The sequence below is a fragment of the Sphingobacterium cellulitidis genome, from assembly GCF_043187465.1.
Taxonomy (GTDB): Bacteria; Bacteroidota; Bacteroidia; order Sphingobacteriales; family Sphingobacteriaceae; genus Sphingobacterium; species Sphingobacterium cellulitidis.
Genome location: NZ_CP171136.1, coordinates 1,212,616 through 1,226,688, shown reverse-complemented (window position 1 = coordinate 1,226,688; position 14,073 = coordinate 1,212,616). Strand labels below are relative to the sequence as shown.

Here is a 14,073-nt window from a genome sequence, read left to right as displayed (position 1 = left end):
TAATACATCAGGTCGCTTAGCCCCTTAGCTCTTTGGGGTACCACTACGCTTGAAATACTTGTAATACCAACTGTCGTTCAAGTTCGAAATGATTACCCCTTTTCGGGTTGAAACATGAACAAACTTACCATTATGCAAATAGATCCCAACATGATCTATATTTCTTCCTCCAAATGAAAAGAAAACCAAATCCCCTTCCTTAAGCTGATTCTCATATTTCCTCTTCACATTATCCGCCATATCCCGAGAAGTTCTCGGTAGTTCCTTGCCGTAAATTTTATCATACATCAAGGTTACAAATCCAGAACAATCAACTCCGCGTTTATCCATCCCTCCCATACGATGTGGAGTACCCATCCATTCATCAATCATAAAATAAAGGCTTTTGTTATCGAGATCCTTGGTCCTTACTCCTAATAGCTCTGCATAATTATCGAGCTTATTCCCTGAATATTCATTCGCTCGGGCATCACTCGCATCTGAAAGTGGCGCCCCTTTTTTAGGCTTGACACTGCCATAGGAATTCCCTCCCGCAGTCTTACGCTTAGCACCACAGGAACTAAATAATAATCCCGCGAAAAGAAGTAAAAATAAACCGTATTTAATCTTCATTCAAAACCTCCAACTCAAAAATATCAACCAACAAATTTAAAAACCATTGCTTTTTTTCCACAATTGTGATTTCTTTTTTTGCCGATGCAGCACAATATAGGTTAATATTAGCCCAAAACAATCCATAGAGGGCAAAATATTTGTTACGACAACCAAACCCAGCCTAACAATTACTGAAATCCTTTATTGTCTTTTCTTTGTCAACAACTTATTTATTCCTTAGCTCTAAGAAGATATTTAACCTACTTTTGCCAGCATGAACAAAACGAAAGGTGCTATTGCTGTTTTCATTGGAGCCGCTAGCTTCGGAATTCTATCAACTTTTGTAAAAAAAGCATATGAACAAGGCTTTAACTTAGGAGAAGTAACAGGGATACAAGCCTTATTAGGCGTAATTTTCTTATGGGCAACTTGGTTACTAATTAAAAACTTCCAACCACAAACTAATCACCCTTCTATAAGTCCTAAATGGAAAATATTTCTTAGTGGTATTAGTACCGGAATGGTGAGCATCCTCTATTATAAATGTGTAGAGTTGGTCCCAGCATCCTTGGCGATTGTTCTACTAATGCAATACATCTGGATTGGACAGATCATTGAATTGATATTCTTTAAGGTTAAACCGCAACTAAGCCAAATTATTGTAATTGTCGCCATCTTAGCTGGAACAGTTTTAGCCACAGGAATGATCGAAGAACCTCTTGAATCTTTTTCATTGCTAGGAATTGGCTACGGTTTACTGGCTGCAACTGCATATTCTGTTTTTATGATTGTGAATGGAAGAGTGGGAAATGACTATCACCCTATCCATAAAAGTGCGATCATGATTTCTGGAGCACTTTTTCTTATTGCAATTACGCTTCAACCTATAAGCCTCTTATCTCCGGAGACCTTTCTTGGAATTTTACCTTATGGATTATTACTTTCCTTTTTTGGAACGGTCATTCCTCCCCTATTATTTGCCTATGGAATGCCGAAAACGGGTTATTCCCTGGGTGCCGTATTAAGTGCTGTGGAACTTCCGGTCGCTGTTTGCATGTCTTACTTAGTTTTGAATGAACCTGTAAGTTGGATAAAATGGTTAGGAGTCCTTTTCATCCTATTAACTATATTCTGGAAGAATATTTTAAAAACAAATAGCTAATTTTTAAGGTTTTTACGCTATACTTGCAGTTTTAGAAATTATTTCTCAGCTTATTTATCTGCTCATCAGATAAATCTGGATTAACAACTAACAAAAATATGGAGAACTATCTTTATCTCGTACTCATCACCTTAGCAGTTCTTGCTATAATAGATTTAATGGTTGGTGTAAGTAATGATGCAGTTAACTTCTTAAATTCCGCAATTGGCTCTAAGGCAATCCCTTTCAAAAGCATTATGATTATTGCCAGTTTGGGTATCCTCTTTGGATCGGTTTTCTCGAGCGGAATGATGGAAATTGCACGTAGTGGTATTTATGTCCCCAGTAAATTCTCTTTTGATGATGTCATAACGATATTTCTCGCCGTCATGATAACGGATATTATCCTACTGGATGTATTCAATTATTTTGGGCTCCCAACTTCCACTACCGTATCGATCGTCTTCGAATTATTAGGTGCGGCGATTTGTCTTGCCATCTATAATATTGCAATAAAAGAAGGCGATTGGTCATCTTTGGCTTCTTATATCAACACTGAAAAAGCTTCTGAAATTGTTTATAGCATTTTACTTTCCGTCGTCATATCCTTTTCGGTCGGAATGGCTGTACAATATATCTCCAGGTTACTTTTTACCTTTCAATTTGAAAATAAACTAAAAACAATCGGTGTATTCTTCGGTGGAATTGCCATGGCTTTTATCTCTTATTTTATCCTGATCAAAGGGTTAAAAGGCGTATCCTTTATTGGATCAGAGGTTAAAGATTGGGTTCAAACCCATGAACTTATGTTATTGGCAGGTTCTTTTGTGGTCTTCACCATCATTAGTTATATCATCAACCTACTAGGATACAATATTTTAAAAGTTATTATCGGTATCGGAACCTTTGCTTTGGCACTTTCCTTTGCAGGAAATGACTTGGTAAACTTTATCGGTGTTCCGGTTGCAGCGGTTCAATCCGTTGAGATTTTTCAATCTATTCCAGGTGCTAACCCGGATACCTTTACCATGGATGCCCTAGCTTCAAGTGAAATTATGGCTCCTACTTGGATCCTGTTATGTGCTGGAATTATCATGGTAATAACGCTGTGGACCTCTAAAAAGGCAAAGACAGTTATTGAAACTGAAATGAGCCTTTCTAACCAAGGTGATGGTACAGAAAAATTCAAATCCAATATGCTTTCTAGAAGCATCGTAAGAGGCTTTATTAAAATAGGATCAGGATTGAGTTATTTAATGCCTAGAACTTTGCAGGCTAGTTTAGACAAGAAATTTGAAAACCCGATTCTGAACGCTCACCGCAAGAAAAAGAAATCTAAAGATGAACCGATGTTCGATATGATTCGGGCTTCAGTGAATCTGATGGTTGCTTCCAGTTTAATTGCATTGGGTACATCGATGAAATTACCGCTATCAACGACCTATGTAACTTTTATGGTAGCAATGGGTACTGCTTTTGCAGACCGTGCTTGGGGCCGCGAAAGTGCTGTTTATCGAGTATCTGGTGTATTCCATGTTATTGGAGGTTGGTTTGTAACTGCTGGGTGTGCTTTCTTGGGCGCAGTAGTTTTTGCATTCTTCCTGAAAATCGGTGGAATCGTAACTTTTGTGATCTCCCTGATCGTATTAGCGTTATTACTTTATAGAAATGCAAAAAGCCATGACCGTAAAATCAAGGCTAAAGCCCTGCAAGAACTTAATCTTGAAAAAGGTGATATTATTGGCCTTCAGCAGGTCATCGAAACCAGTGCGCAGCAAATCAGTGAAACTTTTTCAAAAACAAATCTATTCTTCAAAGAATCTGTTGACTCCCTAATCAAGGAAGACTTGGATGGCTTAACCAATAACAAAAAGTTAATTAAAAAGCTTCAAAACGACCTGAACTCGACAAATAATGCAATGTATGACTATATCCGAAATCTGGACGATAATTCCGTTAAGGGTAGTCGATATTACATTATTTCCTTAGGATATCAACAAGATATGGTTGAAAACGTGGCTGTTATCAATTCAAATGCATTATCTCATGTTGACAACAACCATAAACCGCTGAAGATTAGCCAAGCGAAGGATCTTAAATATGTGGTTGAGCGAATCGCAGAATGGTTCTCAAAAATCAATATGACTTATAAGCGTCTTGATTTTAGTAAAATTGATGAAATCATTAAGGAAAGAGAAGAAATTCAGGAGTATATCAACAATTTATTGGATAAACAGATTGATCGGATTAGAACTTCTGAAAACAGTCCAAAAAATAGCCGTTTGTATTTCTCCATTCTACTTGAAACAAACGAATTAATCAGCTCAACCTTCAAGTTGATGCGTCTACATAAAGAATTCGATAGCTTTAGACGTAGAAATGCCTAAAGCGCATAAAAAAATAGGATGCTGAATTCAGCATCCTATTTTTTTATATCTTTTATTTCTTAATGAACCAATACTTCCGGTAGCTCTTCAATATCCACATCTCCATTTTCTGAAATGGTCAAAAACTTGACTGGAACTACTTCATTGACTAACAATGGATCATAAGGAGTACGTACTTTAACATAGTTTTTCGAGAATCCATGCATAAAACCGTCTTTGATATCACCTTCAAATAGAACTTCATCAATAGAGCCTAATTGCGATTCATAAAATGCTCTTCTTTTCTTTTCAGATAGAATGTGCAACATTTTACTACGATCGCTACGCTGTGCTCCTGGAACAGCCCCTTCCATTTGAGCAGCAATGGTATTTTCACGTTCCGAATAAGTAAACACATGCAGATATGAAATATCCATTTCATTCAAGAAATTATAAGTGTCTATAAAATCTTCACGAGTCTCACCTGGAAAACCTACAATGACATCTACACCTATACAGCAATTCGGCATTAATGATTTTATTTTCGCAACTCGTTCTGCATATAATTCTCGCTTATAGCGACGTCTCATCTGTGCAAGGACCTTGTTATTCCCAGACTGCAATGGCATATGGAAATGCGGAACAAATCTTTTAGACTGTGCTACAAACTCAATAATCTCATTGGTTAATAAATTAGGCTCAATACTCGAAATCCTAATCCTATCAATCCCCTCTACTTCATCCAATGCTTTTACCAAATCTACAAAGCGATCTTGACGCTTACCGTCTCGAACACCATAATCACCAATATTCACCCCCGTTAATACGATTTCCTTAACCCCAGATGCCGCAATCTCCTCCGCTTGTAAAACGATATCCTCAATCTTGCCAGAACGACTTGCACCACGTGCCAATGGAATGGTACAGAAGGTACATGAATAATCACAGCCATCCTGAACTTTTAAAAATGTACGAGTTCGGTCGCCGATAGAAAAGGCTGAAACAAATTGATTCGTCTCATCAATTGGAGCATTATGAACAATGGCCTTCTCATTTTTGGTTAAATCATCAATATGTTCAATGATATTGAACTTTTCTGCCGCGCCCAAGACCATATCAACGCCCGGAATTTCGGAAATCTCCTTTGGTTTCAATTGTGCGTAACAGCCAACAATAGTAATATAGGCATTAGGGGAATGCTTTAATGCTTCCTTCACAACCTTTCGACATTTACGATCCGCATGGTCAGTAACTGAACATGTATTAATCACATAAACATCTGCCGCACTGTTGAAAGGCGTAGTTTCATAACCCGCATCCTTAAAGATCCGGCCAATGGAAGATGTCTCTGAAAAATTCAGCTTACACCCCAATGTATAGAAAGCAACTTTTTTTCCCATAATATTTTGCAAAAATACATAAAATGATCCAAAATGATAATTGTATAAAAATTGTGATAATTGAATGATGATTAATTTGCACATTTCTGCACCTGAAGGTATTAGGAAAACGATTTTCTCAATCCCTAGCAAAAACCGAAATACTTTATCAAAAAAATGGGTATCTTCGTAGGATATAAAATCAGGGAAATTTTCTATGAAACAATATTTAGACTTACTTGAACATGTATACACTACAGGTGTTGAAAAAACAGACCGAACTGGAACAGGAACAAAAAGTGTATTCGGGTATCAAATGCGTTTTAATTTGAAAGAGGGATTTCCTTTAGTAACCACTAAAAAACTGCACCTACGTTCCATTATCCATGAATTAATCTGGTTCCTGAAAGGGGAAACCAATATTCAATATCTGAAAGAAAATGGCGTGAGTATTTGGGATGAATGGGCAGATGAAAATGGAAACCTTGGACCTGTTTATGGTTCGCAGTGGAGATCTTGGCCAACCCCGGATGGTCGTCATATCGATCAAATTACCCAAGTCATTAATCAGCTTAAAAACTCGCCTGACTCTAGACGGATTATCGTCTCGGCTTGGAATGTAGCCGAAATAGAAAATATGGCTCTTCCTCCTTGTCATGCATTCTTCCAATTCTATGTAGCACCTGCTCAACCAGAAAAAGGAATCATGAAACCTCAACTTTCATGTCAATTATATCAAAGGAGTGCTGATATTTTCTTAGGGGTACCTTTTAATATCGCTTCCTATGCGCTATTAACCATGATGGTAGCTCAAGTTTGTGATATGGAAGCCGCTGAATTTGTACATACTTTGGGCGACGCTCATATCTATAGCAACCATTTTGAACAAACGGAATTGCAATTGTCCCGTGACCCAAAACCTCTTCCTCAAATGATTATCAATCCTGAAGTTAAAAATATATTTGACTTCAAGTTTGAAGACTTTGAACTAACAAACTACGAACATCATCCTCATATTAAAGCTCCAGTAGCTGTTTAATAAATCATATACCGTAAATGAGTTATCCTAAAGTTACATTGATTGTGGCGGCCGCCGAAAATAATGCTATCGGAAAAGGAAACCAAATGCCTTGGCATTTACCCAATGATTTCAAATACTTCAAATCCAAAACAATGGACCACTCCATTGTCATGGGCCGAAAAACTTTTGAATCCATCGGAAAAGCATTGCCTGGAAGAAGAAACATCGTAATCAGCAGACAAGCTAACTTTAAAGCTGATGAAGTAGATGTTGCCAATAGCGTCCAAGCCGTAATGAATTATTGCCGAGATGAAAATGAAATCTTTATCATCGGTGGGGCAGAAATCTATAAACAATCACTACCTCTTGCTGATGAAGTACTCCTAACGAGAGTGCATACGACAATTTCTGATGCCGATGCATTCTTCCCCGAATTACCAGCAAATGAGTGGGAATTAATGAGTCAAGACCCACATAAAAAAGACGAAAAACACAAGTTTGATTATACATTTGAAGTATATAAAAGAAAATAAGGGAGACCAAACTTGGTTTCCCTTTTTACGTTATTAAATTATGAGTAATAGCAGTATACAATTCCAGTTGTCATTTATTGAGCCCCAGGCTCACTATGTCGAAGTCCAAATGATTATTGATGGCTTTAGTCAAGATTTCCTTGACCTAAAAATGCCCGTGTGGACACCAGGTTCTTATTTAATCCGTGAGTTTGCAAAAAACATCGAACAGATTAAAGCTGAAGACGCAAATGGCAAGTTAATCCCTCTTCAAAAAACAAATAAAAACACCTGGAGACTTCACTCCTATGGAGCTCAGGTCAAAGTTTCTTATCGGGTATATAGTTTTGAACGTTCTGTCCGCACTAATTTTGTCGATGATCAACATGCCTTTATTAGCCCTGCCGGAACTTTTCTTTATATCGACGGTTATTTAGACCATACCTCTACCGTAAAAGTTAATCTTCCTGATTATTGGAGTAAAATCTCAACAGGATTGGAATTGGTAGAAGGAAAAATCAATTTGTTTTTTGCGGACAACTTTGATATCCTTTTTGATTCGCCTTTGGAAATTGGAAACCAGGATGTATGGACTTTCAATGCCGCAGGTATTCCGCATGAATTTGCAATGGTAGGTACCGCATCTTACGATAAGGATAGATTGTCTGCGGATATTACAAAAATTGTTGAAGTAGAGACTTCTATTTGGGGCTCTAACCCAAATGATAAATATGTCTTTATTACCCATAACTATCTAAGTTCTCATGGTGGTTTAGAGCATTTAAATTCAACTGTCCTAGCTGCTTCAAGATCTGCATACAACAATAAGATTACTTATAACAATTTCCTAAGCCTTGTTGCTCATGAGTATTTTCACCTGTGGAATGTCAAGCGCTTAAGACCTGCAAACCTGGGCCCTTTTAATTATGATGAGGAAAACTACACCCCTCTATTGTGGATTTTTGAAGGGTTCACAGCTTATTACGATAATTTAATCACGAGACGTTGTGGCTTCAGGGATGAACAAGAGTATCTGAATGAATTGGTATCCGAGTTTAACCTGGTATTAAACCGACCTGGACATAAAATCCAATCCGTAGGACTCTCGAGTTTTGACACCTGGATCAAACAATATAGACCAGATGAAAACTCTGCAAATGTGAGCATCTCCTATTATAACAAGGGAGCCATGTTAGCAACCATGATTGACATCTATATCATTGCCAAAACAAACGGAAATAAGAGATTAGATAATGTCCTTAAGGCGGCTTATGATAAATATTACCTGATTGAAAATCGCGGCATTACCGAAAAAGAGTTTCAAGATTTAGCAGAGGAAATCGCTGGAGTTCCGTTGACTGAAATCTTCGAAGCGGTTTATAGCACTGAAGAAATTGATTATAATGCTTATTTCAATTTAGTTGGATATCAATTTTACGATATAAATCAAAATAACCAAACTCCAAGTATTGGAATCAAGGTTTCTCATCAGGATGGAAGAACGATGATCAAAAATGTAGATAGAAATTCTGCAGCTTGGAATGACGGATTAAACGTAGACGATGAGATTGTTGCTGTCAATGGCAACAGACTTGATCCTCAAGGAAGAGAATTAGACCAAGCCGTTCTAAACAGTAGCATTGGCGATAATCTTCGTATTCTTGTTGCTAGAGATGGATTAATGCGGGAAATCAGCATCAGCCTGAAAGCCAGCGAAAAAGTTTCTTATATCATTGAAAGAAAAGAAGAGAGCACTAAGGAACAAAGAGAGCTTGGAAATATCTGGCTATCCTTGTAATTAAAAAATAATTTTTAGAACAGCATCATATCAATATGATGCTGTTTTTTTATGCTTTACTCAGCCAAAGTATAGCTTTACTCATTTTCGATACCAGTTTTTAGGTATTTCTTTAAATTTAATATACAATCAAAACATAATTTGTTTGAATATACGTTCTATACCTACAAACTTAACCAATTGATACCATGCAAATTAAACCCATTCAGAACCATAACTTGTATGCATATCGCCGTCTTCGGCGAGCCATAGGTTATCTAGGTATTTTCTTACCAACGATTCTTGTTTTGCTTTCTTTAATCAAGTTCTTCACAACCAAAATCCAACCTTCCATCAGTCATTATTATTATACCAATCTCCGAGAGATCTTTACAGGCACTTTATGTGCAGTAGGTCTTTTCTTGATTTGTTACAAAGGAAACGGAAATAAATCTATTTTAAAAAACGACAACCTACTAACTAATATCGCTGGAATGATGGCCTTTGGGGTAGCATTTATCCCGACCGATCCCATTTCGGATTCTTGCCTTAAATGTACCCTGATAAACTTTAGCCTGACCTGGTTACATTATGCTTTTGCAGGAGTCTTATTTCTAATTTTTGCCTTACTATCCATTAATGTTTTCACCATCGGGCAGCAAAAAAACACCGACATTCCTGTAAGTATGTTTAATGAAAATAAGATTTATAGGTTCTGTGGCTACGCCATTATTATTTGTGTCGTATTGGTACCCTTGAAATTATTCCCATACTCCACACTAGTTTTTGAGGCCTTGGCTTTATGGATGTTTGGAATCTCCTGGTTGATCAAAGGCCGTGCTTTAGGTGATGACGGCGTAATTGGCGAGAAAATTTATAGAGAACATAATACCATTGACACCGAAAAGGCAGTCAATTAATACAAAATGTCCAATAAAAAAAACACCTTGCATTTTACTGCAAGGTGTTTATATTTTTAAAACGTGTAACGGATAGAAAATCCGACACCGTCCCATATTCTAAATCCACTTTCTTGTAAAAAGTCGAAATAAGGTTTGATATCTAGGGATAAGGCCAATGGTGCTTGTGGAATTTTATATTCAACCCCAACAATACCATCGATACTTAATGCCATCTCTGAATATTTATCAAAACGCTGGCCTTCTTTATTCGTATAGGCTTTACCAGAGTAAGATCCTACGGAACCACCAAAACCCCAAAACCATGAAAAATCATTGTATAATGGTAAATGGTTCTCATATAATCCAACCAATCTAAATCTGCTATATTCCGAATTACTTTGAATACTCAAAATTCCTTCTAGAGCCTTATTTGGATTCATCGTATAACGATAAGTTAATCCTGTTGCAGAACCAAATCGAGCACCAATCGCATGTTGCGATGGTAATTGGGCATGAGCAAAATTCGTAGATGCAATAAATGCGATGAAAACAAATGATAATTGTAAGATTTTTTTCATTAAAAACATATTTCTATTCCTTCAAAAGTACTATTTATTTTTTAACGGTTAAAACCGATTTTCGGTATAACTAAAGTCAAAAATTATTCTGCAAGCATAGTTTTTCTTTAAAAAATTATATATTAGTCAATACCTACAATATGTATAACCAATTTTTGTATTTTTAAGGGGAGAAAAACTTATGAACAATTATAAAAGATTAATTGACTTAATCAGCAATTACCAAAAAGAATTTGCTAAAGAGATTATGGTGGCCGGTCGTGCAAAAAATGGCTGGAAAACCTATTCAACCAAAGAGTTCGTAGAAATCATCGATAACATCAGTAAAGGTTTATTGGCAAAGGGAATCCAAAAGGGTGACCGTATCGCTTTGATGTCAGGAAACCGCCCTGAATGGAACTTTATTGACTTCGCTTGTAACCAATTGGGAGTGGCTACAGTACCTCTATATCCTACCCTGTCTAATCAAGACTTGATCTTCATTCTAAATGATGCCGGAGCTAAACTCCTGTTCGTAAGCAATGAAGACCTTGCAAAAAAAGCGGATTTAGCGTTAAAAGAAAATAACCTTGAATTAGAAGTTTTCACCTTCGACGAAATTGAAGGTAGAAAAAACTATCAAGAAGTAATTGAACTTGGAAAACAAAACGAACAAGATTTGCAACCCTATCGTGATGCAATTCAACCTGAGGATTTATTAACCCTAATCTATACTTCAGGAACTACAGGTAAACCGAAAGGCGTATTTCTTTCCCATCACAATATTATTTCAAATGTTGAAGCTTCAAACCACCTTGTAACCGAAGAATTTAAAAAGGCATTAAGCTTTTTACCTTTATGTCATATTTTCGAGCGGATGGTCGTTTATCTTTACCTGTCCAGAGGTGTACAGATATATTACGCTGAAAATCTAGACAATATTGTTGTTGACATCAATGATGTAAAACCCGACTTATTTACAACAGTACCTCGGGTATTGGAAAAGGTCTATGATAAAGTGGTTGAAAAAGGTAAAAACCTGACAGGAATAAAAAAATCCTTATTCTTTTGGGCTTTAAACTTAGGTTTGCGCTATCAAGAACCAAAAAAGAATTCTGCCTTCTATAATTTCCAATTAGGTATTGCCAGAAAATTAATCTTCTCCAAATGGAAAGAGGCTTTAGGTGGCAATATCAAACTTATTATTTCTGGAGGTGCTGCACTTCAAGAAAGACTTGCACGTGTTTTCTGGGCTGCTGGAATTAAAGTATTGGAAGGATACGGTCTGACTGAAACTTCACCAGTAATCGCTGTAAACTCCTGGAAAGATGAAGATGTAAAATTCGGAACGGTAGGTCGTGTCTTAGACAATTTAGATGTTAAGATTGCAAAAGATGGTGAAATCCTTGTAAAAGGTCCTAGTGTAACCACAGGTTATTACCACAATGAGGAAGCTACGAAAGAAGCATTTACCGAAGACGGCTATTTGCATACTGGCGACATTGGCGAAATTACTCCAGATGGTTTCTTGAAAATCACTGACCGTAAAAAAGAAATGTTTAAAACTGCAGGTGGTAAATATGTTGCTCCACAGGTTATTGAGAATAAATTGATGGAATCAACATTAATTGCTCAGGTCATGGTCATTGGTGAAAATCAAAGATTCCCGGCTGCATTAATTGTTCCGGCATATGAAGAACTTGAAAAATACGCCAATCATAAGGGAATCAGTTATTCTTCCAAAGAAGATTTAATCAAAAACGAAGATATTTTATCCAAGTATGATCAAATAATCTCACAATCTATGGCTAACTTTGGCCATTGGGAGCAGGTTAAAAAGTTTAAGTTACTACCGAAGGAATGGACCATCGATGCTGGTGAGTTGACTCCGAAATTAAGCCTTAAACGAAAAGTAATCCTCCAAAAAAATGAAGAGATCATAAAATCAATCTATTCTGAATAAGGATATTCTATGCTAAAAATAATTTGGACCAAAATAAAGGACTTCTGGCATTTATTAATAAATGCAGGCACTGCTTTTGTCGATGATAATTGTATGAAGCTAAGCGCTTCACTAGCCTATTACACAGTCTTTTCTATTGGTCCACTCTTATTAATATTAACATGGACACTCGGTTTCTTCTATGGTAGTGCATTGGATGGAAGTGAAGGGGCCAGAGATCAGGTAATCGATGAACTAAATCAAATATTTGGTAAAGAAATTGCCTCCATGTTAGAATCTACTGTTCATAATCTTTCCTTAGATAGCCGCTCTAATATTGGGATTATTGTCGGTGCGGCAACCCTAATGTTTACTTCAACAACAATCTTTGTTGATATTCAAAATTCCATAAATTCTATTTGGAAGGTGAAACCAAAACCCAAAAAAGGTTGGTTGAAAATCATTATCAACAGATTAATTTCATTCTCCATGATTTTGGGCCTAGTATTCCTATTAATGGCCTCCCTGATTATATCGAGTTTAATTGGTGTTATGACCAATTACTTTAATCAATTCATGGATAACTGGGATATTAGTTTGATTGATTGGGTGAATACCGCAATTACTTTCTTGGTCATCTCTTCTCTATTTGGAATTATTTATGCTTTCCTACCAGATGCCAAAGTAAGGTTCAAAGATATCCTAGGTGGTTCTTTATTTACTGCATTGCTGTTTATGTTAGGTAAGTATCTTATTTCCATTTACCTGTCCCAAAACATCACGGCAACATCCTATGGTGCCGCAGGATCAATCATTATCTTGTTAGCATGGGTTTACTATTCTTCTGCCATTCTTTATTTTGGAGCCGAGTTCACGAAAGAATATGCCATCAAATACGGTAAGGGAATCCAACCTGCCTCATTCGCCGTTTTAGTCAAACAAACTGAATTAGAAATTGACCCTGAAACTGGTATCCGTGAAGTTGTAAAAAAACATAGCGACCCCGTACAATAGTGGAAGATAAAAAGAGCATCCAATACATGTTATTGGCGGGCTTCTTTTTTGCCCTAATGAATATTAGTGTCAAATTGGTATCTCATTTACCAACCATGGAAGTGGTTCTGTTCAGATCCATCGTCAGTCTCATCGCTTCCTACATCATCCTGAAAAAACAAAACATCCCAGTTCTAGGAAACAATAAAAAACTCCTGATTGCGCGAGGTATAGCAGGTTGCCTTGGACTGGTTGGTTCTTTCTATACCCTGCAAAATATTCCCTTGGCCTCCGCAGTTACTATTAATTATACCGCCCCTCTTTTTACAACCATATTAGGAATCTTTATGGTGAAACAAAAAGTTAAACCCATTCAATTTCTTTTCTTTGGAATGGCAATAGCCGGTGTATTAATGATGAAAGGTTTCGACACAAGGATCTCGAATCTCGACCTAATGATTGGCTTATTGTCAGCTCTATTTGCTGCATTTGCCTATAACATTATAGCTAAGATAAAAACCAGCGAACATCCATTGGTGATTATATTTTACTTCCCATTGATCACCATTCCATTTGCAGGAATTTATACTATTTTTAATTGGCAAATGCCTCAGGGAATCGATTGGATATATCTTTTGTTCGTTGGTATTTTAACTCAATGCGCACAATATTATATGACCCTATCCTACCAAACTGCGAACCTTTCTAAGGTTTCTAGCTTAACTTATCTAGGAGTCGTTTATGCCTTAGGAATTGGTTTCTTTTTCTTTGAAGAATCCTATAATATGTATGCACTGTTTGGAATTGGGTTGATTATGCTTGCGATCCTCTTTAATTTGAGAGTGAAGACCTAATCTTTAAGATGATATCCAACAAAAAAGCAGCAATA

The 14,073-nt window shown here is 36.7% G+C and carries 12 protein-coding genes; 9 read left to right on the top strand and 3 right to left on the bottom strand.

Annotated features, from left to right (window positions below; genetic code table 11):
• Positions 1–24: 24 nt before the first annotated feature.
• On the bottom strand, positions 25–612 hold the full coding sequence (locus ACF3OC_RS05295) for a C40 family peptidase (protein WP_094258194.1): 588 nt from the start codon (positions 610–612) through the stop codon (positions 25–27).
• 256 nt (positions 613–868) lie between these two features.
• On the opposite strand from ACF3OC_RS05295, the gene ACF3OC_RS05290 reads away from it, so the two are divergent.
• Entirely contained in the window at positions 869–1,756 is an 888-nt protein-coding gene (locus ACF3OC_RS05290; protein ID WP_094280360.1) for a DMT family transporter, read from the top strand.
• A gap of 98 nt (positions 1,757–1,854) precedes the next feature.
• Positions 1,855–4,122 carry an inorganic phosphate transporter gene (locus ACF3OC_RS05285; protein WP_094280359.1) on the top strand — a complete coding sequence of 756 codons (2,268 nt, stop codon included), beginning with the start codon at positions 1,855–1,857 and terminating at the stop codon, positions 4,120–4,122.
• 59 nt (positions 4,123–4,181) lie between these two features.
• On the opposite strand, the gene mtaB is transcribed toward ACF3OC_RS05285, so the two are convergent.
• Positions 4,182–5,501: a tRNA (N(6)-L-threonylcarbamoyladenosine(37)-C(2))-methylthiotransferase MtaB gene (mtaB, locus tag ACF3OC_RS05280; protein ID WP_094258308.1), complete on the bottom strand. Its 1,320-nt coding sequence runs from the start codon at positions 5,499–5,501 to the stop codon at positions 4,182–4,184.
• 196 nt (positions 5,502–5,697) lie between these two features.
• Between mtaB and ACF3OC_RS05275 the strand changes: the two genes are divergently transcribed.
• The 4 genes from ACF3OC_RS05275 to ACF3OC_RS05260 all read left to right on the top strand — a co-directional run bounded on the left by ACF3OC_RS05275 (position 5,698) and on the right by ACF3OC_RS05260 (position 9,710).
• The gene (locus tag ACF3OC_RS05275) at positions 5,698–6,519 is read left to right on the top strand and encodes a thymidylate synthase (protein ID WP_094258191.1); all 822 of its coding nucleotides are present in this window, start codon (positions 5,698–5,700) and stop codon (positions 6,517–6,519) included.
• Positions 6,520–6,536: 17 nt separating this feature from the next.
• A complete protein-coding gene (locus ACF3OC_RS05270; protein ID WP_094280358.1) occupies positions 6,537–7,034 on the top strand; it encodes a dihydrofolate reductase in 498 nt (165 codons plus the stop codon).
• Positions 7,035–7,074: 40 nt separating this feature from the next.
• Entirely contained in the window at positions 7,075–8,811 is a 1,737-nt protein-coding gene (locus tag ACF3OC_RS05265; RefSeq protein ID WP_094280357.1) for a M61 family metallopeptidase, read from the top strand.
• Positions 8,812–8,999: 188 nt separating this feature from the next.
• Complete coding sequence (locus ACF3OC_RS05260; RefSeq protein WP_094258188.1) at positions 9,000–9,710, top strand: hypothetical protein; 711 nt, start codon at positions 9,000–9,002, stop codon at positions 9,708–9,710.
• 56 nt (positions 9,711–9,766) lie between these two features.
• Here ACF3OC_RS05260 and ACF3OC_RS05255 read toward each other — a convergent pair whose 3' ends face one another.
• Positions 9,767–10,270 carry a hypothetical protein gene (locus ACF3OC_RS05255; RefSeq protein WP_094258307.1) on the bottom strand — a complete coding sequence of 168 codons (504 nt, stop codon included), beginning with the start codon at positions 10,268–10,270 and terminating at the stop codon, positions 9,767–9,769.
• A gap of 181 nt (positions 10,271–10,451) precedes the next feature.
• On the opposite strand from ACF3OC_RS05255, the gene ACF3OC_RS05250 reads away from it, so the two are divergent.
• From ACF3OC_RS05250 to ACF3OC_RS05240, 3 genes are read left to right on the top strand one after another with little or no spacing between them, the layout of a single operon-like run.
• Positions 10,452–12,212, top strand: a complete 1,761-nt coding sequence (locus tag ACF3OC_RS05250) for a long-chain fatty acid--CoA ligase (RefSeq protein WP_094258187.1) — start codon at positions 10,452–10,454, stop codon at positions 12,210–12,212.
• Positions 12,213–12,221: 9 nt separating this feature from the next.
• The gene (locus ACF3OC_RS05245) at positions 12,222–13,205 is read left to right on the top strand and encodes a YihY/virulence factor BrkB family protein (RefSeq protein ID WP_094258186.1); all 984 of its coding nucleotides are present in this window, start codon (positions 12,222–12,224) and stop codon (positions 13,203–13,205) included.
• Positions 13,205–14,038 (top strand): DMT family transporter, encoded by an 834-nt coding sequence (locus ACF3OC_RS05240; RefSeq protein WP_218823950.1) that lies wholly within the window; start codon positions 13,205–13,207, stop codon positions 14,036–14,038. Before ACF3OC_RS05245 ends, ACF3OC_RS05240 begins: the two co-directional genes overlap by 1 nt.
• Positions 14,039–14,073: the final 35 nt, after the last annotated feature.